The sequence below is a fragment of the Brevibacterium sp. CSND-B09 genome (assembly GCF_052906525.1).
On the sequence record NZ_JBREGI010000001.1, the window covers coordinates 1,853,260 to 1,878,837 of the forward strand.

Consider the following 25,578-nt stretch of genomic DNA (forward strand, 5'->3'; position numbering starts at 1 on the left):
TCATGCGTCCTCTGGTGCCGAGATCTCGCGGCGGAGGATCTTGCCGGTCGGCCCCTTGGGCAGCTCGTCGACGATCCACACATTGCGGGGGTATTTGTACGCGGCGACGCGGTCCTTCGCGAACTCACGCAGCGCTTCGGCGTCGACGCTGCTGCCGGCCTTGAGGGCGACGGCGGCCCCGATCTCCTCACCCAGGTCGTCGTTCGCGATGCCGATCACAGCCGCCTCGGCGACGGCTTCGTGCTCGTAGAGCGCCTCCTCGACCTCACGCGGATAGACGTTGTAGCCGCCGCGGATGATGAGGTCCTTCTTCCGGTCGACGATCGTGTAATAGCCGTCCTCGTCCTGCTCGGCGAGGTCGCCGGAGTGGAACCATCCGTCGCGGATGGCCACCTCTGTCGCCTCCGGCCGACCCCAGTATCCCTTCATCACGGGTTCGCCCTTGATGGCGATCTCGCCGATCTCACCGACGGGAACGTCGTTGTCGTCATCGTCGACGAGCTTCATCTCGACTCCGCGCACGGGCACGCCGATGGTGCCGGTCTTGCGTTCCATGCCCGGCTGGTTGAAGCAGGCGACCGGTGAGGTCTCGGATAGCCCGTAGCCTTCGAGGATGATGCAGTCGAAGGCGGATTCGAAGTTCTTCATCACCTCGACCGGCATCGCCGATCCGCCGGAGATGCATGAGCGCAGGCTGGAGACGTCGAAGTTCTCCCGCCCTTCGGCGTTGAGCATGCGCGCGTACATCGTCGGCACACCGATGAAGATGCTGACCTTCGCTTCCTGAATGGTCTCGAGGGCCTCGATCGGGTCGAAGCGCGGGATGAGGGCGAGGCAGGATCCGCTGAGCACAGAGGCGTTGAGTCCGCAGGTCAGGCCGAAGCAGTGGAACAGCGGCAGGCAGCCCATGACCATATCGTCCTCGGTGAGGAAGGTGAGGGTCTCGGCGGTGACGGCCGCGTTCGTCATCATATTGAAGTGGGTGAGTTCCGCGCCCTTCGGCTGTCCGGTGGTGCCCGAGGTGTAGAGGAGCACGACGGTGTCATCATCGGCGCGGGACACCACCTCAGGTGTCGGGTCGAAGGCAGCCAGCTGATCGGCGAAGTCGGCGGGGTCGACGCGCACGCATTCGATGCCGACCGCGGCCGCTGCCTTCCCGGCTTCGCCCGCCATGTCCTTCCACGCGAAGACGATCTGAGCCCCGGAATCTTCGAGGTAGTACTGCACCTCGCGGTCCTTGAGCAGCGGGTTCATCGGCACGACGATCGCGCCGACGGACAGTGCACCGTAGAAGAGGACGGGGAATTCGAGAACGTTGGGCAGGACGAGTCCGACGCGGTCGCCGGGCCCGATTCCCCTGTCCTTGAGCATCGTCGCCACCCGCTGCGCCTGGTCCTGCAGCTGCGCATACGTCAGCACGGAATCGCCGAGGCGGACGGCAGGTCGCTGCCCGTGCCGGCTCGCGGTGGCGGTGAGATTGTCGGCGAGGTTGGTCATGTCTTCCTCCAGGCTTGATTCGTTCGTCGTTGATCGGCTCGGTGCTGGCGCTGGGACCACCACTGGTTGTGGCCCCAGCACAGGAGAAGAGTCGACTGAGCGGACGTGTCCGACTCCCGTTCGGTTCCCGCCGTCCGGCTCTATGGTGCCCACTCTGCCGTTGCCGGCGACCTCGGGCAACAGGATGCGCAACAGAACCACGGGTCATCGATTGTGGTCGGACGACAAGGATGCCCGTAAGCTTCTGCCATGGTCGCCAATCCACTCGTCCTGCGCATCGTCGACCGTGTCCGAGCAACGCTGCCGGCCACGGTCCAACGTTCGGTCAGCCGCACCTGGCGGGAAGTGCCCGCTTATCCGGCCAGCCCGGACAAGAATCTCGCCGAGGATCTCACCGCACACACGTTCACCGTCTTCGAAGCCGCGCTCACCCCCTTGGAGGAGGGCCGCCGCGCCACCGCCGAGGACTTCCCGATCACCGCCTCCCAGGCCCGGCGGCGACTGCGGCAGGGAGTGACCCTGCCGGACTTCCTCACCGGTTTCCGGATCGGGCAGGAGACTCTGTGGGAGGCGATCGTCGATGCCTCGGATTCCGAACAGGAGACCCGCGACGAGGCGCTGCACATCGCCATCCACGTCATGAGCGTCATCGAGGTCGGCAGCTCCGTCGGGGCCGTCGCTTTCCTTGAGACCCAGCAGCTTGAGATGGCTGAGGGCGACCGGGTCCGCCGTGACCTCGTCGACGATCTGCTCTCCGGTCGCCGCTTGGCACCGGGGCCGAGCGCGGACCTCGCCGAGGTGTCCGACCTCCGCCCGGATTCGCGCGTGCTCGTCGCCACGGCCACCTCGCAGACGCCGTTGCGTGATGATCTAGGGATGCGGGAGGTCATCACCGCCCTGCGCTCGGTCTTCGACGTCGGCCGTCGCGGCATCGCCGTGGTCCTCCAGGATCAGATCGTCGGCATCACCCCGGTGACCTCCGACGGAGCAAACACGTTGGCCGATCTCGAGCGGGTCCACCGGGAGCTGTCCCGCCACGGCACCGACCTGTGCGTGGGCACCTCCACCGTCCACGAGGGTCTGGACCATGTGCCCGAGGCGTACCGCGAGGCTGTGCTCGCGCAGGAGAGCCTCAACGGTGTGCCGGGGGTGAGGTCGCTGCATGCCCTCACTCCGCTCGATTACCTCGTCACCCTCGACGACGAGGTCGCCCACCGCCTCATCCGGCCCGAACTGCGCCGGTTCGTCGAGGACGATCTCGCCGCGGGCGGTGTCCTCATCGAGACGCTGCTCGAATATGCGGCGTGTGACCTCAACGCCAAACTCGCCGCCGAGCACCTCCACGTCCACGTGAACACCGCGTACTACCGGCTCGACACCGCAGCCGACCGCACCGGCCGCAACGTCCGCAGCTTCACCGACCTGCAGGAGACGATCATCGCCATTCGCATGCTCACCGCGCGCGGAAACGTCCCGATCTCGAATTGAACGATCCCCGCGCCGAGGCGGCCCACCCCCGGATCGGGAGGGCCGCCTCGGCGCGCGGATCGATGATTATTCGAACCGATGTCGGACCGTCAGGATCCGACGTCGGATGGTCAGGCCGGAACCGGGACCTCGGCCGGAGCCGGCAGCACGAGCGCGTATCCGTGCTTGGCCCAGTCGGTGTCGAGGCTTTCCTGGACGGCTTTGACCTGGGTGTATTCGGCCAGGGCGTCGGGGCCGAGTTCGCGGCCGATGCCGCTCTGCTTGTACCCGCCGAACGGGTTGAACGGGAAGCCCGCGTGCCAGTCGTTGACCCACACGGTGCCGGCTTCGAGTGAGTTCGCGACAGCGCGGGCACGCTCGGATGAGCCCCAGACTCCGGCGGAGAGCCCGTATTCGCTGTCATTGGCGATCGCGACCGCCTCGGCTTCATCGTCGTAGCCGATGACGACGAGGACCGGACCGAACACCTCCTCGCGGGCGATGCGCATGTCGTTGGTGACATCGGTGAACACGATCGGCGGCACCCAGGCCCCCGTCTCGAACATCTCCCCCTCGGGAAGTGTCCCGCGGTAGGCCAGCGTCGCTCCCTCCTCGGCGGCGATCGCCAGGTACCGTTCGACCCGGGCCTTCTGATCCTGAGAGGCGACCGGGCCCATGTCCGAGGCAGGATCGGTCGGATCGCCGATAGTCACATCCTGCAATCGGGTGATGAGGCGGTCGACGATCTCGTCCTTGCGGGAGTTGGGCACGAGCAGTCGGGTGCCCGATTCGCATACCTGCCCGGAGTACATGAGAAAGGCGAAGATCGATCCGTCGATCGCGGCGTCGAGGTCCGCGTCATCGAGGATGATGTTCGGGCCCTTGCCGCCGAGTTCGAGGGTCACCTTCTTGAGGTTGTCGGCGGCTGCGCGCTGGACGGACTTGCCGACCTCGGTGGATCCGGTGAAGCCGATCTTGCGGACGTCGGGGTGTTCGGCGAGCCGGGCGCCGACGGTCTCGCCGGGGCCGGTGATGATGTTGAGGACTCCGGGCGGCAGGCCCGCCTCTTCGGCGGACCGGGCGAGTTCGAGCAGGGTCAGCGGAGTGTTCTCGTCGGCTTTGAGCACGAAGGTGTTGCCTGCCGCCAGGGCCGGTCCGAGCTTCCATCCGGCGAGGACGAGCGGGAAGTTGAAGGGCACGATGCCGGCGCAGACGCCGATGGGTTCGCGGCGGATGGTCGCTCGCGCATCGCCGGTGGCCGGTGCCAGCGGATTGTCCTGTTCGGGGGTGAAGCCGCGGGCCATGCCCGCGAAGACTCGCAGGTTCGCCACACCGAGGCCGATGTGGAAGGCGCCGGCGGTGCGCACGGTGACCCCGTTCTCGGCGGTCGCCAGGGCGGACAGCCGCTCGGCCTTGGCCTCCATGCTCGCGGCGATCCGGTCGAGGATGTCCGCGCGCTGGTCAGGCGTCATGTTCCGCCACGTGCCCTCTTCGTGAGCGGTAACGGCAGCGGCGACCGCGGCATCGGCATGTTCGACTCCGCCGAAGGCGACTCGGGCGGCGGTCTGCCCGGTGGCCGGTGACGTGATCGCGTGTTTCTCGGCGGTGTCGATCCATCGGCCGTCGATGAACATTCGGTAAGTGGGGATCTCGGTCATGCCGGAACCTCGTCTTTCTGTGTGATGGGGGTGGCCGCCTCGGTGGCGGTGGTGGGCTTCGCGGTGCGAGTGGCGGTGGTGCGGGATTCGGCGATGAGGTCGGCGGCCTTCTCGCCGATCATGATCGTCGGGGCGTTCGTATTGCCGCGCACGACGGTGGGCATCACCGAGGCGTCGGCGACGCGCAGTCCGTCGACGCCGATGACCTTGAGCTCGGGGTCGACGACGTGGCCGATCGAGCAGGTCGAGGTCGGGTGGTAGAGCGTCTGTCCGACCTGCCGGGCGAAGTCGAGCAGCTCCTCGTCGCTGAAGCCCTCGGGGACGATGAAGTCGTCCTTGATGACGGCCTGCATCGCCGGCTGGGAGGCGATGTCCAGCGCGATGCGCAGTCCGGCGAGGATGCTCTGCTTGTCCTCTTCGGATCCGAGGTAGTTGTGGAGGATCCGGGGTGCGACCTTCGGGTCGGGCGAGCGCAGGGTGAGCGTTCCGGTGCTCGTGGGTTTGAGGACGCAGGGACCGGCGGCCAGTCCTTGGACCGTCTGGGCGCCGAGCCCCTCCTCGGCGAAGAGGCAGGGTGTGGAGTGGAACTGCACATCGGGACCATTCAGCCCTTCTCGGGTTTCGAAGAAGCCGCCGGCTTCGCCGATGTTCGAGGTCAGCGGGCCGCGGCCGGCGGTCTGCAGCAGTTCGGCGTTGGCCGGGGAGACGGCGGTCTTGAGCGTTTCGAGGTCAGTCGTGTAGTTGAGCATGACCATGTAGTGGTCCTGCATGCGCTCACCGACGGGCAGGTCGGCGACCTTCTCGATGCCGAAGGCGTCGAGCTGGGCGGCCGGGCCGACGCCGGAGAGCAGGAGGAGGTGGGCGGAGCCGTAGGCACCGGCCGAGAGCACGACCTCACGGTTCGCGCGGATCTGTTCGATCTCGCCGTAGCGTTCGATCTCGACGCCGACGGCACGGCTGCCCTCGATGAGCACCTTGCGGGCGTGGGCGTCGGTGATGACGGTGAGGTTCTTCCGCTCCGCCACGGGGTGGAGGTAGGCGACGGCGGTGCTGCAGCGCATGCCGTCGCGTTGGGTGACTTGGAAGCGGCCGACGCCGAGCTGTTCACCGGAGTTGAAGTCCTCGTTGTGGTCGAATCCGGCTTCGACGGCACCGTCGACCCAGGCGTCGCACAGAGGGTTCATCGACCGGGATTCGGAGACGGTCAGTGGGCCGTCGGCTCCGTGGAAGTCGTCTGCCCCGCGCTCATTGGATTCGGCTTTCCGGAAGTAGGGAAGGACGTCGTCATAGGACCAGCCGGTGGCACCGTCGGCGGCCCACTGGTCGTAGTCGGCGCGGTTGCCGCGGATGTAGATCATCGCGTTCATCGAGCTCGATCCGCCGAGCATCTTGCCGCGGGGAAGGTAGGCGCGGCGGCGGTGGAGTTCGGGTTCCGGTTCGGTGTCGAGGTCCCAGTCCCACTGGCTCTTGAACAGGGTGCTGAATGCGGCTGGGATGTGGATCTCGTCGGCGGTGTCGGCGGCTCCGGCTTCGATGAGCGCGACCTTGACGTCGGGATCTTCGCTCAGCCGAGCGGCCAGCACACATCCGGCCGATCCTGCGCCTACCACGATGTAGTCGTACATGATGTCCTCACTGTTGCGTCATTGCTTCGGGGTGCAGTTCGAGTGTGGTGCAGGCCACAGTGAGGATGCTTCGTGAGTCGGCCCAGACTTCACGGCGCTCGATTGTGAGTCGACCACAAATGGACCCCGGACCCCGGGGCGTTTTCCAGGGAAGGTGGATCGTCCCAGGTCAGCTCGCCGAGGCGGCCCTCGACTCGTCGCAGGCGGCAGTGGGGGATCGGTGCGGTGTCAGTCGGCCCGGGTGTGCAGTCTCGGTCGGTAGACGAGTTCGTGAATGCTTCCGTCGAGCAGCGTCGATTCGAGGAGGTCGAGGTCGAAATCCGCGGCTCCGGCGAAGACCGGCTGGGCCCCGGTCTGACCTGTGATGACGGGGTAGACGGTGACTTGAACTCGGTCGACGAGTCCGGCGGCCATGAGCGCTCTGTTCATCGACAGGGATCCGTGTGAGCGGATCGGCACATCTGATTCGTCCTTCAGCGCAGCGACCACATCGGCGGCATCGCCACGGGCAATGGTGGCGTCGGGCCAATCGAGCGGCTCGTCCAGAGTGGTCGAGACGACTGTGGTCGGGCTCTGTCTCATGGCCGTCACCCAGGGGTCGAGCACATCGGGGAACTCGTCAGCGGCGGCGAGCATGGCGGCGAATTCGCGGAACGTGGTCGCGCCGAGGACCAAACGGCAGTCGTCTCTGTAGGTTCGCAGCCGGTGGTCGAGCAGTTCGGGGCCCTGTTTGCCCCAGTAGCCTCCCCAGTCGCCTTCGGGGATGATCGAGGCGAACCCGTCGAGGCTCATGAAGACATCGAAGGTGTAGGTCGCGGACATGGTCGCTCCTGTCAGAACGCGCCCCGAAGTGGGTGCGGTGGTCCAAGTGTGCGCTTCGGCGGCCGCGCGCACCACCCCCGGGCACCGGTTCCGGCGACGGGCCATAATGGAGTCATGCACGATGCCGCCGATTCGAATGAGGACCTCCGCGAGGAATATCGCATCAAGATGCGCGGTCGGCTCCTGCGCCGGTCCGCTTCGTTCAATGTCGCCCACGCCGTCGACAGCCTCGAACCGGGCACCGGCGCTCAGAGCATCCAACGCGCGCTGACCCTGCTCAACCTCGTCGGGCTCATCGCCGGGGAGCGGCGCGAAGGCGCGAGCCTGTCCGAGCTCGCTTCGATCAGCGGCCGTCCGAAGGCCAGCGTCCACCGCATGCTCCAGGCGCTCATCGCTATGGGATACGTCGAACGCCTCGAAGAGGGCGGGTACCGCCTCGGCGTGCAGTCGCAGATCCTCGGTCAGCTGGCCCAGAAGTCGGTGGATCCCCTGGTCACGGAGTCCGAGTCGAGTCTGATGCGCTTGGCCGAACTCAGTCAGGACACCGTCTTCCTTACCCTGCGCACGGGCAGCTATTCGATCTGCGCCCGCCGCGAGGAGGGCTTCGGTGAGATCTTCAACAACGCCCTGTCCGTGGGCGACCGCCACCCGCTGGGCATCGGCGCCGGATCGCTGGCGATCCTCTCCGAGCTCTCCCCCGCCGAGGTGGACGCCCAGTTCGAGGCCAACGCCGAGATCCTCGCCGAGAGGTATCCGAAGGTCTCCGTTCCGCACCTGCGCGACATCATCGACCAGGCCCGCATCGACGGCTTCGTCCACAATCCAGGGCTCTTCGCCAAGGGGTCGTGGGCGGTCGCGGTTCCGTTGCGTATCCGCGGCTCCCGACCGCGAGCGGCCCTGTCGATCGCCTCGATCGCCGACCGTGTCACCGGTTCCCGGGTCGAACGCCTCGTCGCTCTGCTGCGCCGGGAGGCGAAGGCCATCGCCGAGGCGCTCAGTTCGCAGTCCGACCTCACCCCGGACTCCGGCGACCTCTGAGACGAGCAGCGGTCGGCGTCCGGTAGCGTGATGGGCATGCCGGAGACTCCTGACGCCGCGACAGTGTCCCTGACGATTCCCGAACTGCGTGACCTGTGCATCGCAGCGATCACCGCGGCCGGCGGATCACCAGCGCTGGCGCAGTCCCTGGCGGACGCGACAGTGGCAGCCGAGCGACGGGGCAAGACGCAGGTGGGCACGGCTCACCTCCTCGACTACCTCGACGGGCTCGAGGCCGGCCGGATCAACGGGCAGGCGCAGCCGCGAGTGACGAATCGCCTGCCCGCCGCACACCACGTCGACGCCGACCGCGGCACCGCGCAGCTCGCCTTCGACGCAGCCTTCGATGACTTCGCCGAGGCGGCCGCGACGCTCGGCATCTCCGTCCTCAACATCGCCAACGCCTTCACCGCCGGAGAGCTCGGCTACTATACGACGCGACTGGCCGAACGAGGCCTGGTGGCATTTGCCGGGGCCAACTCACCGGCGCTGATGTCGCTGTTCGGCGCACCAGGATCAGCGACCGGAACGAACCCGTTCTCGTTCGCCGTTCCCCATGCCGGTGGCCCGCGCATGTTCGATCAGGCGACCAGTGCGACCGCGTGGGTCAACGTCCGTGACGCCGCCGATCGAGGAGAGACGATCCCCGACGGATGGGCACTCGCACCCGACGGAGCGGCCACGAATGACGCCGAGGCCGCCCTCGCCGGTTCCCTGCTGCCATTGGGCGGGGTCAAGGGCAGCAATGTCGCTCTCATGATCGAACTCCTCGCCGTCCACGGCGGGGGCCGCTTCTCCGTCGACGCACCTGCCTTCGACTCGGGACAGGAGAGTCCGGGCACTGGCCTGTTCATCATCGCGATCGCGGCAGATGCTTTCGACCCTGACTATTCGCAGCGGGTCGCCGAGCATCTTGACCGTCTGCATGCACGGTTCGGCTTCGACTTCGGCCGCAAACGCAGCCTCGAGGTCGTCAAGCTGCCGGAGGAACTCCACTCTGCGCTGATCACTCGCAGCCGTAGTTGAGCGGTCGGTGCCTGTGCTCAGCTGCCGAGGGTGGCCAGTGCCGCTTTGATCCGTTCCCGGGCGTCGGGATCGGTGTCGGCCAGGGGCCGCCTCGGTGAACCGACGGGGACGCCGCGCAGCTCGAGGCCGGTCTTGACCGCCTGGATGAACGGTTCTGAGATCATCGCGTCGATGACCGGGTAGAGCCGCTGCCACTCCTCGCGGGCCCCGTGGAGGTCGCCGTCGGCGATCTTCGTCGACACCGACACGATCTCAGACGGCAGGACGTTCGCGGCTCCGGCGACCATTCCGGCCGCGCCTTCGACGAGGCCGGAGTAGATGTAACTGTCCCAGCCGATGAAGGTGGAGATGACGTCGCTGTGGTGGTGGATGAGTTGAAGTGCCTGTTCCCAGTTCGCGCTCGAGTCCTTGATGAAGCGGATGTTCGCGACATCCTCGGCGAGCTGCCTCACTGTGCCGGGGTCGAGGTTGACGCCGGTGGCCGCAGGGATGTTGTAGAGCATGACGTCGATGTCGACGGCCGCGGCCACGGTCTTGATGTAGTCGATCGTCTCGGCCAGCGTCAGGGGCTCGTAGTACGGTGTGACGATCATGAGGACATCGGCTCCGGCCGCCTGCGCCGCCTGGGAGTGACGGATGGCTTCCCGCGTCGAGGTGGCTCCCGTCTGCGCGACGATCGGCACGCGCCCGGCTGTGCGTTCGATGACGAATTCGAGCATGGTCTGCCGCTCCTCGCCGGTCATGGTGGCGAATTCTGCGGTCGAACCGCCGACGACGAGTCCGTCGACTCCGCCGTCGATCGACCGGTCGACGATGCGGCCGAGCGCCTCGAAGTCGATGTTCTCTTCGGTGTCGAAGGGGGTGGTGAGTGCGGTGAGGACGCCGCGCAGCTGGGTGGTCATGATGTCTCCATAAGGGTCTGAGAAGCGTTGGTTGATTGAGATGCAGTGTTTGTCTGAGATGCCGGGGTGGTGCTCGACTTCTCCCCCGCCGAGGTGGTCCTCGCCTCATGTCGAGGCGGTTCGTTCTCGTTGGGATGCTGGACGGGGTGGTGCCGGCGGGTCTGGCGCGCCGTGACGAGAATGCTCGCGGCCTCTTGTGCGGCAGTGAAGCCGGAGCTGATGGCGGTCTCCGTGTACAGGGTGCCCATGTAGTCGCCGGCGAGGAACACCCGCCCGGAAAGCGCGTTGAGTGTCGGCTGAAGTTTGCCGCGGCCCGGGAAGCAGTAGGGTGCGCCGGTGCGCCACCGCTGAACCTGGGCCTCTTCGACGATGCCGGCGAACCCGGGCAGGACCTCGTCGAGGTCGCCGATGTAGGTGTCGAGGATGTCCTTGTCGTCCTGGTCGAGCAGCTTCCTGGCGAGGCTCGCCGGAGAGAAGGTCATGATGCTTCCGCCCGGCTGACGCTCCGATTCCGTGCCGCGGACGATGTTGCCCTGGTTCATCACCACGTTGAAGGAGCGCTTTGGTGTGGCGATCCCGTAGGCCCGGTCCCAGGGCTGAGGTTCGGTCTCGTTGGTGAGGAACGCCGCGGACACATAGGGACCGTAGACGATCTGCCCGAGCGCCTCGCGCTTATCCTCCTGCAGGTCGACGGCGATCTTGTGTGCAACGGTGGCCGGGGTGGCGAGCACGACGGACAGGGCCTCGATCTCGTGGTCGATGTCGTCCTGCCGATAGCGGACGACGGCATGGTCCTTCTTATGGACGATCTCGTAGACTTTCGCATCCAGCTGGATGTTCTCCTGCAGCGGAGCCGCGATCGACTCGACGAGGTTGGACGGCCCGCCGCCGATGCTGCGGTTGAGACCCTGCCCGATGTTCCACACGAGGCTGAAGTAGCCGATGCCGGCACCGGCGGCGAGTTCATCGGGGTCGGCTGCCGAGCGGGTGATCGTGGGCCGGAACATCGCCTCGGCGTCTTCGGACAGTTCCCCGATGTAGTCGGCGAACGAGCGGTCGTTCTCGAAGTCGTAGATCCTCTGCTGACGCATCTCCGAGCTCTCGTTCGGGCGCAGTCGCACGGCGTTGGCGTAGCGGAGGACGTCGGCGGAGACCTTGACCCCGGCCTTGATCATCGATGCGCGGTCCTTCAACGACATCGGGATCCGGAACGGATACGACTGGACGGGTCCGTCAATGAGCAGCTTGCCGTTCATCGACACCGCAGACAGCGATCCGGGGATCTCCGACGAGCGGGTCTGTGTCTCGGTGATAAGGGAATTCGTCGCTGTCTTGCCTCCGGCGAACATGTGTCCGCCCCAGTTGAGGAAATAGCGTCCGCGGTTCTCCGAACGGATCCGACCGCCGACTCGGGAACCCGATTCCAGCAGCGTCACATCCCAATTGCGCAGTCGCCATGCTGCTGACAGTCCGGCGAGTCCGCCGCCGACGATGACGGCATCTTTCATGGGGAGCACCCCCTCTCTACTCTGAGCGTCCGCGCACCTTCACGCAGATCAACTGCACTCAGAATAGGATGTGATCACATTTTTCCGCAAGTGTTTGATCACATCCGATTTCAGGAGTTTCTTCGGGCCCGCACTTGCCGGCCCTTCAAGCGCCCAACCCGGCACGGATGCGGCGGACGGCATCGTCGAAGGACTCCTCGGTCACCTCGGCGGCCGCCCCCGGATCGCCGGCGTCGACGGCATCCATGAGTCGACGCTGGTGCTTGAGCAGCGGCGATTTGGCATCGGCCGCGATCTCCCGCCTGGCGCCGACGAGTTTGTAGGCCCGGCAGCGCAGCCACAGGGTCCGGATCGTCTCGACGAGGACGGGATTGCCCGAGGCGGAATAGATCGTCGCGAGCAGCTCCTCGTCGTGGTCGAGATACTCCGAGGCATCGCCGGAGTCGAGAGCCGCCTCCATCGCCGCGAACTCCTCATCGAGCCGCGCCCGGCCCGCCGCATCGAGCTTCTGCGTGCCCTGGACCGTCGCTTCGACCTCGAGGATTCGACGCACGGAATAGATCTGCAGCAGCTCCTCGGCGGTGAATTCCTTGACCACGGCCCCGCGGTGCGGGCTGGTCTCGACGAGCCCGACCTCCTCGAGGCGGGCCAGCGACTCCCGCACGGGCATGACGCTCGTACCCAGGGACGCCGCGAGCTGGCGTATCCGCAGTCGATCTCCGCTGCAATACTCGCCGGAGAGAATGCTCGCCTGCAGCGCTTCGAACACCTGGTCGCCGATGCGCGGGCCGATTTCGGTCTGGGTCTCGCTCATAGTCGACAGTCTATCCACGCCGAGGCAGCATGCAGTGGTTTCATGGCCTCCGTCCCCTCGGCACCATGGATACGCCGACCGCTCAGGTTGCCGTCGACCGCTCGCCGCATACCGCGGTACAGCGACGGCAACCTGAGCGGTCGGCGCGAAAGCGGTTCTAGCGCAGGACGATCGTCCTCTTGCCCGAGAGGAACACACGGCCGTCGCAGTGCCACTTCACGGCGTTGGACAGCGCCTTGCACTCGGCATCGCGGCCGGCGGCCACGAGGTCTTCGGGGGTGAAGGCGTGGTCGACCTCGACGAGCTGCTGAGCGATGATCGGGCCCTCGTCGAGTTCGCTGTTGACGAAGTGCGCGGTCGCCCCGACGGTCTTCACTCCGCGCTCCCACGCCTGGTGGTAGGGCTTCGCCCCCTTGAAGGACGGCAGGAACGAGTGGTGGATGTTGATGGCCCGTCCGGTGAGTTCGCGGGCGAGGTCGTCGGAGAGGATCTGCATATAGCGGGCGAGCACCACGAGGTCGACCTCGAAGCGGTCGACGAGTTCGAGCAGCTTCGCCTCGGCCTCGGGCTTCGTCTCCTTCGTCACCGGGATCCGGAAGAAGGGAATGTGGTGCCATTCGACGAGCTCACGGTGGTCGGGGTGGTTCGAGACGACCGCGGCGATCTCGATCGGCAGTTCGCCGACCCGGGCGCGGAAGAGCAGGTCGTTGAGGCAGTGCTCGAACTTCGAGACCATGATGAGCACCCGCCGCTTCTCCCCCTGCGGCCACAGCTGCCAGGTCGCGCCGAACTCCTCGCCGATCGCTTCGAAGTCGGTCCGCAGAGCCTCGACACCATTGCCGGGCTCGTCGGAGACGCTGAAGTCGATGCGCAGGAACAACTGCTGAGTCGACTGGTCATCGAACTGTTTGAGTTCCTTGATGTCTCCGCCGTGGGTGAGCAGGGCACCGGTCACGGCATGCGTGATTCCGGGGCGCTCGGCGCATTCGAGAGTGAAGATGTAGTCCTGCATGTCCGTGTCCTTCTGTCCGTGGGGCAAGGTCTGTGTGGTGCGAGGTCGGGATGGTGCTCAGCATTCGACGACGTTGACGGCGAGGCCGCCGCGCGATGTCTCCTTGTACTTCGATTTCATATCGGCTCCAGTCTGCCGCATGGTCTCGATCGCCTGATCGAGGCTCACCCGGTGGGAGCCGTCGCCGTGCATGGCCAACCGGGCCGCATTGATCGCCTTCACCGAGGCGATGGCATTGCGTTCGATGCACGGAACCTGGACGAGCCCGCCGACGGGATCGCAGGTCAGCCCGAGGTTGTGCTCGAGTCCGATCTCCGCGGCGTTCTCCACCTGTTCGGGAGTTCCGCCGAGTACGGCGCACAGGCCTGCGGCAGCCATCGCACAGGCCGATCCGACCTCCCCCTGGCAACCCACCTCGGCGCCGGAGATCGACGCATTGCGTTTGAAGAGGATCCCGATCGCCCCGGCCGTGAGCAGGAATTGCACGACGGCATCGTCGGCAGCACTCGCACCAGCGGCGGTGCCAGCTCCGTCGTCTGAGCTCGCATCCGCGCCAGCCGTCCCGTCACCGGTGACGAACCGGTCCATGTAATGAAGCACTGCGGGGATGATGCCTGCCGCCCCGTTCGTCGGAGCGGTGACGATCCGCCCGCCCGCGGCGTTCTCCTCGTTGACGGCCAAGGCATAGAGGTTGACCCATTCGAGGGCGTCGAGGGAACCCGATGCCCGGTAGTCCGCCGCTTCGAGCTTCGCCCGCAGTTCGGGGGCGCGCCTGCGGACCTTGAGCCCGCCGGGCAGCGTCGTCTCCTCCCGCGTGCACCCGTTGTGCACGCATTCGCGCATCACCGCCCAGATCGCCAAAAGCTTCTCCCGCAGCTGCTCATCACTGCGGGTCACGCGTTCGTTGACGGCCATGAGCTCGGCGATGCTCAGCCCATGCTCGCGGCAGCGGGCGAGGAGTTCATCGGCCGTGGCGAAATCAATCGTCCGACCGACTTCCCGCCCGGCCTGTTCAGACGCCTCGATCGTCTCCGCAGCGTCCTTCTCGGCCGCGAGCTCCTCGGCGGTGACGACGAATCCCCCACCGACCGAGTAGTACTCGCGCTCGATGACCTCATCATCGACCTCGGCGCGGATGAGCATCCCATTGGGATGGCCGGGAAGATTCTTCCGCATGTGCAGGACGAGATCCGTCTCCGGTTCGAATTCGATGACGAGACGCCCGCCGAGGTGGAGCTTGCGTTGGATCTTCACCTCGGCGACCAGCGGACCCACCTGGTCGGGGTCGAGCGTTTCGGGATCGAAACCGCTCAGACCTACGAGCACCGCCGAATCCGAACCGTGCCCGATGCCGGTCGCGGCCAGCGAACCATAGAGTCCGACCCGGACCCGACGCACCCGGTGCAGGAGACCTTGCCCCTCGAGTTCGTCGACGAATCGCAAGGCTGCACGCATCGGCCCCACCGTGTGTGAGGAGGAGGGGCCGATGCCGATCGAGAACAGATCGAGGACCCCGAGTGCCATCAGCCGACGTCCTCTTCACGCGCCGAGGCTCCGCTGGCATCGACGCTGTCGAGGAACTCCGCCATTCCATCGAGCAGCCAACGGACCGTGAAGTCCGCGAAGCTCGCCCGCGGGTAGATGCGGTACGTGTCCTCACCGCTGTGGTGGAGGATGACCGGCACGGGACCCAGCGCCGTGACGATCGCGGACCCGACTCCGAAGGCGCGGGGATGGAGGTCGGCGCGGCAGCTCTTCTCGAGCACCTCGCGGGCCTTCTGCCCCGTCAGTTCGAGGATCGTGCGGTTGGCGGAGAGGTCGACGGCCTGTCCCGGCAGTCCTTCGAGTCCTGCCTCGGCGACGATCGTCTCTCCCGGCTGCTGCTCGCGGGAGACGTCGACGGCGAGGAACTCGTCGGGGCTCAGCCACAGCACGTGCTGAGCCGCCGGATCACCGGTGACTTCGCCGACGCTGCGCGGCAGGCTGAGACCGAATGTGTCTTCGAGTGACTTCCACGATGCGGAGTCAGGCTGTGCCCGCAGGCCGATCTGCACCGTGAAGGGCAGTTCGCGCAGGCCGACGCTGCGGCCGCCGGCGGCACTCGCCTCGGACATCAGCCCGGCCAGGTGCGCGGCCGGCGAGACCCGCAGGTCATCGAGTCCGCTCGACCCGGTGCCGGCGTGGGTGGTGCCTGCCGCGGCCGTCGTGGCGGAAAGTGTGGAATAGGTGGTGTCAGCCATCGCGGCGGTTTCCTTCCGGATCGTAGAAGACGGGCGAGGTGATCTCGACGTCGACGAGGGTGTCGCCGAAGGGAGACTTGACGATCTCACCTTCGCGGTTGCGGCCGTTCTCGACGAGTGCGAGACCGAACGGCCGGTCGAGGCTCGGCGAGATATACGACGAGGTGACATGCCCGATCATCGGCACCGGACCGTCCTCCGGTGTAACGGGCGTGCCCGCCGCAATGAGCTGGGCGCCCTCGGCCAGACGCGTCGTACCGTCGACCGGCAGGACTCCGACGAGGTGCTTGCGGTCCTCGCGGGCCGTGTCGACCCGGGAGTAGGAGCGTTTGCCGATGAAGTCCTTGACCTTCGAGACGATCCACTCCATACCCGCATCCTGCGGGGTCACGGTCCCGTCGGTGTCCTGCCCGACGATGATGAAGCCCTTCTCAGCACGCAGCACGTGCATGACCTCGGTGCCGTACGGGGTGATGTCGAATTCGGCACCCGCCTCGGCGACGGCTTCCCAGACGCTCAGCCCGTAGAACGTATCGACGTTGATCTCGAAGGCGAGCTCTCCGGAGAACGAGATCCGGCAGATACGGGCGGGAATGCCGTTCGCCAGCGTGGTCTCACGGAAGCCCATGAACTCGAAGGCCTCGTTCGACACATCGAGGTTCGGTGCGACCTTGGCGATGACATCGCGGGACCGGGGTCCGGCCACGGCGACGGTCGACCACTGTTCGGTCACCGAGGTGAAGACGACGTCGAGGTCGGGCCATTCGGTCTGGTGCCATTCCTCGAGCCATTCGAGGACGGTCGCCGCCCCGCCGGTCGTCGTCGTCATGTAGTAGCGGTCCTCGGCCACGCGCAGGGTCACGCCGTCGTCGAAGACCATTCCGTCGGGCTTGCACATCAGCCCGTACCGGCCCTTGCCGACCTTGAGCTTCTTGAAGCCGTTCGTGTAGATCTGGCCGAGGAATTCCCCGGCGTCCTTCCCGCGGATCTCGATCTTGCCGAGCGTCGAGGCGTCCTGGAAGCCGACGGATTCGCGCACGGCCTTGCCCTCGCGCAGCACCGCCGCCTCCATGTCCTCGCCCGGCTTCGGGTAGTACCAGGGGCGCTTCCACTGCCCGACGTCTTCGAACTCGGCACCGTGGGCGACGTGCCAGGGATGGATCGAGGTGACCCGGGCCGGGTCGAAGAGTTCGCCCTTGCGCCGTCCGGCCAGCGCCGCAAAGGGCACCGGTGCGAAGGGGGCGCGGAAGGTCGTGTGCCCGACCTGACCGAGATCGTCGGCCTCCCCCAGCACCGAGGCGATCGCGCCGATCGCGTTGACCGCTGAGGTCTTGCCCTGATCGTTCGCCGTCGAGATCGAGGTGTAGCGCTTGATGTGCTCGACCGAGCGCATGCCCGCGCCCATCGCCCGCTGCACATCGGCGACGGTCTGGTCACGCTGGAAGTCGATGAAGTGAGTGCTCAGGTTCGCGTGATCGTCCTGCGCCGAGGTGACCAGCCACAGCGGACGGGCCGGAGCATAGGCCATCGCCGAGGCTGCGGGCACGGCGAGCGCGGCCGGGAAGCCGGTGCGGTTCGCCGCTTGGTTCCCCGCCTCGGCGCCCTGCCGCAGAGCCGCTTCGAGCGAGTAGTCCCCGGTCACTGCGCCGACGGTGAACTGGTCACGCACTGAGGTCGTCGGCACGAAGGCAGCGATGTCGACGTTCCAGTGGATCGGACCCTTGCGCTGACCGTGCAGGTGGATGACCGGCGAATGTCCGCCGGAGACCGCGAGCAGGTCGACGGGGATGCTCTCACCGTTCTCGGCTGCGACGCCGTCGTCGTCGAGTCCGGCGACGGTGACGGCGCTGACCCGCCCGGCGGGTCCTTCACCGGCGGTGCCGGTGACGGCGGAGCCGAGGATGAGACGGGTGCCCGTGGCTGCGGTGACGGATTCGGCGATCGCCGAGGCTGAGGTGCGGGAGTCGATGACCGCGGGGACGGTGATGCCTGCCGCATGGAGGTCGGTAACGAGATCGTAAGCGGAGTCGTTCGTCGTCGTCACTGCCACATTGTCACCGGCGGCCACACCGTAGCGGCCGAGGTATGTGCGCACGGCCGAGGCGAGCATGATGCCGGGACGGTCGTTGTCGGCGAAGACGATCGGACGGTCGTGCGCACCGGTGGCGAGCACGACCTGACCGGCGCGGATGTGCCAGACCTTCTGGCGCACTCCGCGGCCACCGGCAGCGGCGACGGCGTCGGTGCGGTCTTCGAGGGCGACGAAGTAGTTCGAGTCGTAGCTGCCGAAGACCGTGGTGTTCGGCACGTACGTGAGTTCTTCATGCTCGGCGAATCCGGCGACGGTGGACTCGACCCACGCCAGGGCGTCGACGTCGTCGATCGTTTCGGCCGTGGCCGGTCCCGCGGCGAGCAGCGAGCCGCCGGGAATCGACTGGTCGTCGAGGAGCAGGGTGCGCGCACCGGACTTGCCGGCCTCCCGGGCCGCGGCGAGTCCGGCGGGGCCGGCCCCGACGATGAGGACGTCGGTGTGGACGTGTTTGTGCTCGTAGGTCAGTTCGTCCTGGCCGGGATCGAGGATGCCGAGCCCGGCGAGGTAGTCGGCCTCGAGTCCTTCGGCGATGGCGACGCGGGTGGCGGGCAGCATCGACTCGGAGACGTCTCCGGGGAATCGGGAATGCACGCGGACGAGCGCATTGGACTCCTCGACGCCCGCGCCGAGGATGCCGCGGGCCCGACCCAGATAGGTCGAGTTGCCGCAGTCGATGCGGCCCGCGGCGATGAGCGCGCTGGCGATCGTGTCACCGGCGAAGCCCGAGTAGGTCGCTCCGTCGACCGTGAAGTCGATCGGGCGGGCGGTGTCGATGCCGGTGGCACCGGGCAGACGAGACGCCGAGTGCAGGCGGGTGGTGTTCGTCATCGAACCTCTCCTTGCGTGTCGGGACGGGGCGAGCCGATCGGGTAGATGGCGGTGAAGTCGTAGGTGGCCGTGTCGCGGATGGCGTTGAACCACTTCCGGCAGCCAGCGCTGTGGCTCCACATCTCGGCGTAGGCGCCGCGGCTGTTCTCACGGTAGAAGAGGTACTCGGCCCATTCCCTGTCGGTCAGGGCGTGCGGGTCTTCGGGGTAGGGAACGTGCGCCTGTCCGCCGTAGTGGAATTCGGTTTCGTCGCGTGGCCCGCAGTTCGGGCAGTCGATGAGCAGCATGTCGGTGTCTCTTTCCTTCCGCTCAGTGAGCCACGGCTGCGGCGCCGTGTTCGTCGATGAGGTGACCGGTTTCGAAGCGGTCGAGGGCGAATGGGGCGTTGAGCGGGTGGGGTTCGTCGTTCGCGATGGTGTGTGCGTAGGTGAAGCCCGCCGCGGGGGTGCCCTTGAAGCCGCCGGTGCCCCAGCCGCAGTTGGCGTAGAGTCCTTGGACTTCCGTCTTCGACACGATCGGTGAGGCGTCGAGGGTGACGTCGACGTTGCCGCCCCAGGTGCGCAGCACATGGGCGCGGGCGAAGATCGGGAACAGCTCGACCGCGGCGGCCAGCTGCTCCTCGATGACGTGGAAGCCGCCTCGTTGACCGTATCCGTTGTAGGAGTCGACGCCGGCGCCCATGACGAGTTCGCCTTTGTGCGCTTGGGAGACGTAGACGTGGACGTGGTTGGACATGACCACGGTCGGGTGTACGGGTTCGAAGAGTTCGGAGACCAGCGCCTGCAGCGGGTGGGTCTGGATCGGCAGGCGGATCCCGGCCATGTCGGCGAGCACCGAGGAGTCGCCAGCCACGGCAAGAGCGACCTTCTCGGTGGCGATCGGTCCGCGGTTCGTCTGGACGCCAACGACCTGATTGCCGATGCGTTCGATGCCCGTGACTTCGCAGTTCTGGATGATGTCGACGCCCATCTCATCGGCCTTGCGGGCGAAGGCCCAGGCGACGTGGTCGTGCTTGGCGATGCCGGCGCGCGGCTGATAGGTGCCGCCCATCACGGGGTAGCGGAGGTCGTCGCCGATGTTGATGATCGGGCAGACTTCCTTGACTTGGCTTGCATCGAGCCATTCGGCGTCGACGCCGTTGAGCTTGTTCGCGTTCACCCGGCGCTGGGATTCGCGCACGTCCTGAAGAGTGTGGGCGAGGTTGAGCACGCCGCGCTGGGAGAAGAGGAAGTCGTACTCGAGTTCTTCGGGCAGCTGTTCCCAGAGCTTGAGGGACTTCTCGTAGATCGCGGCGGATTCGTCCCACAGGTAGTTCGAGCGGATGATCGTCGTGTTGCGGGCCATGTTGCCCCCGGCAAGCCAGCCTCTCTCAAGAATGGCAATGTTCGTCATTCCGTGGTTCTTCGCCAGGTAGTAGGCGGTGGCGAGTCCGTGTCCGCCGCCGCCGACGATGACGGCTTCGTAGGACTTCTTCGGCTCCGGATTGCGCCACAGGAAGTCGGGGTGTTCGGGAAGCTGGTCAGCCATCAGCGTGCTCCGATCTCGGTGAGGGTGGGGTACAGGGGGTGATCGTTCGCCAGTCGGGTGACGCGTTCGCTCAGTTCGGCGATGATCTCCGGGCTCGCGCCGTTTTCGTCCGTGCCGGCCTTGAGCACCTCGGCGATGATGTCGGCTGCTTCGGCGAATGCTTCGCTGCCGAATCCGCGGCTGGCGAGCGCCGGGGTGCCGATCCGCAGACCGGAGGTGACCATCGGTGGTCGGGGGTCGTCGGGGACGGCGTTGCGGTTGACGGTGATGCCGATCTGGGCGAGCAGATCTTCGGCCTGGGCTCCGTCGAGGGTCGAGTTACGCAGATCGACGAGGACGAGGTGGACGTCGGTGCCGCCGGTGAGGACGGAGATTCCGCGTTCGGCGACATCGCCTTCGGTCAGGCGGCGGGCGAGTTCGCCGGCCCCGGCGAGGGTGCGCTTCTGCTTGTCGACGAAGGTGTCGGTGGCGGCCAAGCCGAAGGCCACTGCCTTGCCGGCGATGACGTGTTCGAGGGGTCCGCCCTGCTGTCCGGGGAAGACGGCGGAGTTGATCTTCTTCGCGATGTCCGCATCGTTGGTGAGGATGATGCCGCCTCGGGGGCCGCCGAGGGTCTTGTGCGTCGTCGACGACACGACGTGGGCGTGCGGGACCGGTGAGGGGTGGAGTCCGGCGGCGACGAGTCCGGCGAAGTGGGCCATATCGACCATGAGGTAGGCACCGACGGAATCGGCGATGCGGCGGAACTCTGCGAAGTCGAGCTGTCGCGTGTAGGCCGACCAGCCGGCGACGATGAGCTTCGGCTGGTGCTCGTGAGCGAGGCGTTCAACCTCGGCCATATCGACGCGTCCAGTCTCGGCATCGAGGCCGTAGGGGACGATCGAGTAGAGGCGGCCGGAGAAGTTGATCTTCATCCCGTGGGTGAGGTGGCCGCCGTGGGCGAGATTGAGTCCGAGGACGGTGTCGCCGGGACGGATGAGGGCGTGCATGACCGAGGCGTTGGCCTGGGCGCCGGAGTGCGGCTGGACGTTTGCGTACTCGGCACCGAAGAGTGCCTTGACGCGGTCGATGGCGATGCGTTCGATCTCGTCGACGTGTTCGCAGCCGCCGTAGTAGCGGCGGCCCGGGTAGCCCTCGGCGTACTTGTTCGTGAGCACTGACCCTTGAGCTTCCATGACGGCCGAGGCGGTGTGGTTCTCCGAGGCGATCATCTCCAGTCCCTCGCGCTGCCGGGCCAGTTCGGCATCGATGAATCCGGCGATCTGCGGATCGAGTTCAGCGATCGAGGTGCTCAGTTCGACGGGTTCACGGCTGGGGAAGGTCCCAGCGGAAGCGCCTGCCGGGGCACTGGCCGTGCCGGCTTCTGCGGGATTGGCGAGTTGCTCTGTCATGGATCTCCTTCGACCTGTCGCGATCGGCCTTTCCCAGCTGATCGGCAACTAATATATCAGATGCGTTCCTGTAGTGTAGGCAGAGAATTCCAGCCGATGCAATACGTTTGCCGCAGAGATTATGAAGGGGCTTCTCATGAGCACATCCGCCGACGCGACGTCACCGACGACGTCCTTGGCGAATCGCGCCTATGAGATCCTCCGCCACCGTCTCATCATGCTCGACATCGCTCCTGGCGATCCGATCAACGAGGCGGCCCTCAGCGCCGAGCTCGAGGTCGGCCGCACGCCGATCCGCGAGGCCCTCAAGCGACTCGAGCGCGATCACCTCGTCGTGTCGTATCCGCGGCGCGGCACCTTCGCCACGAATGTCGACCTCACCGATCTGTCGACGATCTCCGAGATGCGCGAAGCACTCGAGCCTATCGCCGCCCGGCGTGCGGCACGCAACCTCACCCCGGAGCGGCGCGCGGATTTCACGGCCTCGATCGCCGACCTCAAGGCACTCGAATCGACCGACGAGCAGCGCACCCTCATGGAGCGCGACCTCGACGTCCACCGCCTCATCTACAGCTCAGTGGACAATCCGCACCTGTCGGAGACGCTGATCCGCCTCGACGACCTGGCCACTCGCATCTGGTGCCTCGTCATCCCGGGGATCCCGGATCTCGTCACCCACATCCGCGAGCACATCGATCTACTCGAGGCCATCCTCGACGGCGACGAGGAGACTGTCGCCGCCCGCGCCGCCGAGCACGTCCGCGAGTTCGACAAGACCGTCCGCTCCACCCTGCGCTGAGGTCCCACTTCACCCGCTCACAGCCCCAGACCCCGCTGGAAGCCAGCTGCCCCGGCCCGCGCCAACAACGACGCCGTCGCTGAACCCCAGCATCCGTTGACGTGATCACAAACACACGCTAACGTGCTTGAATGTGATATATCAGTTGTCGACCTGACTCTGTCGACCACCTCATTCCCTCAACGACGAAGGACTTCCATGGCTGAGACCTCCACTGCCACCCATCTGGCCACGACCGAGAAGACCAGCCTTCTGCGGGTCATCACCTATGCCGGGGCGATCATCGCGTTCCTCATCGGCTCGGGCTTCGCCACCGGTCAAGAGATCCTCCAGTACTACGCGTCCTACGGCTTCTGGGGCGTCTTCGGCACCGGTCTTCTGGTGCTCGTGCTCATCTCCTATGTCGCCGTCGAGCTCTTCCTCACGGGCAGGCGGGAGCAGTTCGAGAAACCCTCACGCGTCTTCTACTACTACGGCGGAAAGTACCTCGGCACGTTCTTCGATTACTTCTCGATCCTCTTCGTCTTCCTGTCCTTCACCGTGATGATCGCCGGTGCCGGGGCGGTCTTCGAGGAGCATTACGGACTGTCGAAGTTCATCGGCGGGATCGCCTTGGCAGCCGTCGTCTGCGCCACCGTATGGTTCGGACTGACCAGCCTCGTCGACGTCATCGGCAAGATCGGCCCGGTCATCGTCATCGTCGCGATCGCCCTCGGTGTCTATGGAATCATGCGCGACCCCGAAGGCATCTCCACCGGAGTCGACGTCCTGCCGAGCCTCGACGTCACTCAGGCGTCGTCGAACTGGTTCCTCTCCGGCCTGTCCTATGTCGGATTCTGCATGCTCTGGCTCGCAGCGTTCCTCGCCGCCCTCGGCAAGACCGTGAAGAACCGCCGCGAGGCCACGGCCGGCGGCTTCGTCGGAGGCATTGCCTTCTCCCTGGCCTGCATGGTCGTCGGACTCGGGCTGCTGGCCAACATCGGCGAGGTCTTCGACGCCGAGATCCCGATGCTCGTTCTCGCCAGCAGTCTCGGACCGTGGATCGGGGCGCTCATCTCCGTGATGATCCTCGCCGGAATCTACACGACGGCGATTCCGCTGCTGTGGACGGTGTCATCGCGCTTCTTCGACGACAAGACGAAGAAGTTCAAGTACGTGACAATCGCACTCGCCGTTCTCGGCACGATCATCGGCCTCGTCCTGCCGTTCTCGCAGATGGTCAACATCATCTACGTCATCAACGGCTACGTCGGCATCGTCCTCCTGGCGCTGATGATCGTCCGCACGATCCGCGAGGTGGCCACCCGCACGGCCGGTTGAGCTCTCGCAGAAGCCTCGTTACCGCTTTGAGCCACCGAGCCGCAGCGAGACCCGCTCCGCAGCCTGCACACATTGATCTCCGAGCTCGGCAATGCGGGCGGCATCCGTACGAAACTTCGGTGCGGCGATGAGGACGGCCGCGACCACCTCGCCGCGATGATCGTACACGGGCGCGGCTATGCCGACCTCGTGCGGAGAGGTCTCGGCATCATTGAGGGCATAAGCGGGACCGGTGGCGCGTTCCGCACCGCAGCTGGCGTCGCGGAACACCTTCACCGAGGCGCTGCCTTCCGTCCGATACCGCGACCCCAGGCTGGAAGTGTGCTTGACAGGCTCGGGACTGGGCACCTGTTCGACGGTGACCGCTTCGGCGCCGTCCCATACCATCAGCGCACTCGTCTCCGACGTGGCCTGGGTGAGTGACTGCAGGATCGGATACGCTGCTCTCCGGACATCGAGATCGGCCAGCAGGGGCCCGGCGATCGCAATGATGCCCAGCCCAAGCCGATACCGTTTGGACGGCGCCTGTTCGACGATCCCTTCCTGCTCGAGTGAGGCGAGAATCCGCGACACCGAACTTTTGTGCAGCCCCACGCGCGGTGCGATCTCGGTGACACCGAGCTCCTGCCGGTCCGGCGCGAAACAGCGCAGGATGGCGACGGTGTTTTCGATGACCGAGGCACCGCGGCGTGGGTTGTCAGGCGATTGTCGGGACATGGTGTGAGTATATTCGGCGGCGAGGCCCTCAGGCCGGAATGATGTTGTGTTCGGCCCCGAACGGGAACTTCGTGATGTCCTCGGACCCGCTCTCCCCGACGACGACGATGTCATGTTCGCGGTATCCGCCGGCACCCGGCTGCCCCTCGGGAATGGTGATCATCGGCTCCATGGAGATGACCATTCCCGGTTCGATGACGGTGTCGATGTCTTCTCTCAGTTCAAGCCCGGCCTCACGCCCGTAGTAGTGGCTGAGCACTCCGAATGAGTGTCCGTACCCGAAGGTGCGGTTGGCGAAGAGTCCGTGTTCGAAGTAGATCTCGTTGAGTTCGGCGGCGATGTCCTTGCACACAGCGCCGGGCCTGATGAGTTCGATTCCGCGTTTGTGCACTTCGACGTTGACGTTCCACAGCTCGAGCGACCGGGCATCGGGCTCTCCGTAGAAGAGCGTGCGCTCCAGAGCGGTGTAATAGCCGGTCGGCATGGCGAAGCAGTTCAGGCTGAGGATGTCACCTTTTCGGATCTTGCGGGTCGTCGCCCAATTGTGCGCGCCATCGGTGTTGATACCCGATTGGAACCACACCCAGGTATCACGGAGTTCCTGGTCGGGGAACGTCCTTGCGATCTCATGAGTCATCGCCTCAGTGCCGATGAGCGCGAGTTCGTACTCGCTGATGCCTTCGGTGATGGCGGCCTTGATCGCCTCACCGCCGAGGTCGCCGATTCGAGCGCTGTGCTTGATCACCTCGATCTCCTCGGGTGACTTGATCATCCGCTGGCGCATCGACTCCTTCGAGATGTCGACGAGTTCCGCTGCAGGGAAGGCATCTTGGAGCCTGTTGCGGTTCTCGAGGGGCAGGTTGTCGTCTTCGACGCCGAGACGGCGCGGGTTGCCGATCCCGCGCTGACGCAGGCCCTCCTGGATCGCGTAGTAGTAGTTGTCACGACGCCAATCCGTGTACACGATATTCTCCCCGTAGCTGGTTCGCCACGGCATGCCTGCATCGATGTTCGCGGTGATCGTCACCGTGTCGTCGGGCGTGACGACCATGGCATATGAGCGACCGAAGTAGGTGAAGAGGAAGTCCGAGTAGTACTTGATGTTGTGATAAGAGGTCAGGACGACTGCGTCGAGTTCCTTCTCGGCCATAATGGCGCGAAGCCCGGTCAGTCTCCGCTCCATCTCCCCATCGGAGAAGGTCAGTGGTGTCTTGGAACCGCTATGGAGGACCTTGAGCCGCTCAAGGTCAGCGACGGAGGCGTGGTCGGCAAAGGTGGTCATGGGTTTCTCCTAT

21 protein-coding genes are annotated in these 25,578 nt (G+C 66.0%); 5 read left to right on the plus strand and 16 right to left on the minus strand.

Features of this window, described 5'->3' with window-relative positions; genetic code table 11:
* Entirely contained in the window at positions 1 to 1,497 is a 1,497-nt protein-coding gene (locus ACU4IU_RS08405) for a long-chain-fatty-acid--CoA ligase (RefSeq protein WP_446656425.1), read from the minus strand.
* 249 nt (positions 1,498 to 1,746) lie between these two features.
* Between ACU4IU_RS08405 and ACU4IU_RS08410 the strand changes: the two genes are divergently transcribed.
* Complete coding sequence (locus tag ACU4IU_RS08410; RefSeq protein WP_446656426.1) at positions 1,747 to 2,985, plus strand: PucR family transcriptional regulator; 1,239 nt, start codon at positions 1,747 to 1,749, stop codon at positions 2,983 to 2,985.
* 110 nt (positions 2,986 to 3,095) lie between these two features.
* Here the strand turns inward: ACU4IU_RS08410 and ACU4IU_RS08415 are convergent, their stop codons facing one another.
* From ACU4IU_RS08415 to ACU4IU_RS08425, 3 genes are all read right to left on the minus strand, one after another.
* Complete coding sequence (locus ACU4IU_RS08415) at positions 3,096 to 4,622, minus strand: aldehyde dehydrogenase family protein (protein WP_446656427.1); 1,527 nt, start codon at positions 4,620 to 4,622, stop codon at positions 3,096 to 3,098.
* Complete coding sequence (locus ACU4IU_RS08420) at positions 4,619 to 6,247, minus strand: GMC family oxidoreductase (RefSeq protein WP_139467733.1); 1,629 nt, start codon at positions 6,245 to 6,247, stop codon at positions 4,619 to 4,621. Before ACU4IU_RS08420 ends, ACU4IU_RS08415 begins: the two co-directional genes overlap by 4 nt.
* Before the next feature lie 228 nt (positions 6,248 to 6,475).
* The gene (locus ACU4IU_RS08425) at positions 6,476 to 7,069 is read right to left on the minus strand and encodes a dihydrofolate reductase family protein (RefSeq protein ID WP_259358124.1); all 594 of its coding nucleotides are present in this window, start codon (positions 7,067 to 7,069) and stop codon (positions 6,476 to 6,478) included.
* A gap of 114 nt (positions 7,070 to 7,183) precedes the next feature.
* On the opposite strand from ACU4IU_RS08425, the gene ACU4IU_RS08430 reads away from it, so the two are divergent.
* Together ACU4IU_RS08430 and ACU4IU_RS08435 are read left to right on the plus strand one after the other, a co-directional pair.
* Complete coding sequence (locus tag ACU4IU_RS08430; protein ID WP_139467731.1) at positions 7,184 to 8,107, plus strand: IclR family transcriptional regulator; 924 nt, start codon at positions 7,184 to 7,186, stop codon at positions 8,105 to 8,107.
* A 36-nt stretch (positions 8,108 to 8,143) separates the two neighbouring features.
* The gene (locus ACU4IU_RS08435; RefSeq protein ID WP_446656428.1) at positions 8,144 to 9,133 is read left to right on the plus strand and encodes an Ldh family oxidoreductase; all 990 of its coding nucleotides are present in this window, start codon (positions 8,144 to 8,146) and stop codon (positions 9,131 to 9,133) included.
* A 17-nt stretch (positions 9,134 to 9,150) separates the two neighbouring features.
* Here the strand turns inward: ACU4IU_RS08435 and dapA are convergent, their stop codons facing one another.
* The 10 genes from dapA to glyA all read right to left on the minus strand — a co-directional run bounded on the left by dapA (position 9,151) and on the right by glyA (position 21,447).
* On the minus strand, positions 9,151 to 10,035 hold the full coding sequence (gene dapA, locus ACU4IU_RS08440) for a 4-hydroxy-tetrahydrodipicolinate synthase (RefSeq protein ID WP_376905109.1): 885 nt from the start codon (positions 10,033 to 10,035) through the stop codon (positions 9,151 to 9,153).
* Positions 10,032 to 11,543: a protoporphyrinogen/coproporphyrinogen oxidase gene (locus ACU4IU_RS08445; protein ID WP_446656429.1), complete on the minus strand. Its 1,512-nt coding sequence runs from the start codon at positions 11,541 to 11,543 to the stop codon at positions 10,032 to 10,034. The genes dapA and ACU4IU_RS08445 overlap by 4 nt, the downstream gene beginning before the upstream one ends.
* A 145-nt stretch (positions 11,544 to 11,688) precedes the next feature.
* Positions 11,689 to 12,357: a GntR family transcriptional regulator gene (locus ACU4IU_RS08450; protein WP_446656430.1), complete on the minus strand. Its 669-nt coding sequence runs from the start codon at positions 12,355 to 12,357 to the stop codon at positions 11,689 to 11,691.
* 157 nt (positions 12,358 to 12,514) lie between these two features.
* A complete protein-coding gene (gene purU / locus ACU4IU_RS08455; RefSeq protein WP_092009573.1) occupies positions 12,515 to 13,369 on the minus strand; it encodes a formyltetrahydrofolate deformylase in 855 nt (284 codons plus the stop codon).
* 57 nt (positions 13,370 to 13,426) lie between these two features.
* On the minus strand, positions 13,427 to 14,893 hold the full coding sequence (locus tag ACU4IU_RS08460; RefSeq protein WP_446656431.1) for an L-serine ammonia-lyase: 1,467 nt from the start codon (positions 14,891 to 14,893) through the stop codon (positions 13,427 to 13,429).
* A complete protein-coding gene (locus tag ACU4IU_RS08465) occupies positions 14,893 to 15,609 on the minus strand; it encodes a sarcosine oxidase subunit gamma (RefSeq protein WP_446656432.1) in 717 nt (238 codons plus the stop codon). The genes ACU4IU_RS08460 and ACU4IU_RS08465 overlap by 1 nt, the downstream gene beginning before the upstream one ends.
* The gene (locus ACU4IU_RS08470; RefSeq protein WP_446656433.1) at positions 15,602 to 18,529 is read right to left on the minus strand and encodes a 2Fe-2S iron-sulfur cluster-binding protein; all 2,928 of its coding nucleotides are present in this window, start codon (positions 18,527 to 18,529) and stop codon (positions 15,602 to 15,604) included. Before ACU4IU_RS08470 ends, ACU4IU_RS08465 begins: the two co-directional genes overlap by 8 nt.
* Positions 18,526 to 18,816 (minus strand): sarcosine oxidase subunit delta, encoded by a 291-nt coding sequence (locus tag ACU4IU_RS08475; RefSeq protein ID WP_139467723.1) that lies wholly within the window; start codon positions 18,814 to 18,816, stop codon positions 18,526 to 18,528. The genes ACU4IU_RS08470 and ACU4IU_RS08475 overlap by 4 nt, the downstream gene beginning before the upstream one ends.
* Before the next feature lie 22 nt (positions 18,817 to 18,838).
* Positions 18,839 to 20,056 (minus strand): sarcosine oxidase subunit beta family protein, encoded by a 1,218-nt coding sequence (locus ACU4IU_RS08480; protein WP_139467722.1) that lies wholly within the window; start codon positions 20,054 to 20,056, stop codon positions 18,839 to 18,841.
* On the minus strand, positions 20,056 to 21,447 hold the full coding sequence (gene glyA, locus ACU4IU_RS08485; RefSeq protein WP_172172962.1) for a serine hydroxymethyltransferase: 1,392 nt from the start codon (positions 21,445 to 21,447) through the stop codon (positions 20,056 to 20,058). The genes ACU4IU_RS08480 and glyA overlap by 1 nt, the downstream gene beginning before the upstream one ends.
* 136 nt (positions 21,448 to 21,583) lie before the next feature.
* Between glyA and ACU4IU_RS08490 the strand changes: the two genes are divergently transcribed.
* Together ACU4IU_RS08490 and ACU4IU_RS08495 are read left to right on the plus strand one after the other, a co-directional pair.
* Positions 21,584 to 22,246 (plus strand): GntR family transcriptional regulator, encoded by a 663-nt coding sequence (locus ACU4IU_RS08490; RefSeq protein ID WP_446656434.1) that lies wholly within the window; start codon positions 21,584 to 21,586, stop codon positions 22,244 to 22,246.
* A 198-nt stretch (positions 22,247 to 22,444) separates the two neighbouring features.
* Positions 22,445 to 23,566: a YkvI family membrane protein gene (locus ACU4IU_RS08495; RefSeq protein WP_446656435.1), complete on the plus strand. Its 1,122-nt coding sequence runs from the start codon at positions 22,445 to 22,447 to the stop codon at positions 23,564 to 23,566.
* Between the two features lie 18 nt (positions 23,567 to 23,584).
* On the opposite strand, the gene ACU4IU_RS08500 is transcribed toward ACU4IU_RS08495, so the two are convergent.
* Positions 23,585 to 24,283, minus strand: coding sequence for an IclR family transcriptional regulator (locus ACU4IU_RS08500; protein WP_446656436.1), 699 nt, complete (start codon positions 24,281 to 24,283; stop codon positions 23,585 to 23,587).
* Positions 24,284 to 24,311: 28 nt separating this feature from the next.
* A complete protein-coding gene (locus ACU4IU_RS08505) occupies positions 24,312 to 25,565 on the minus strand; it encodes an aminopeptidase P family protein (protein WP_446656437.1) in 1,254 nt (417 codons plus the stop codon).
* Positions 25,566 to 25,578 lie beyond the last annotated feature (13 nt).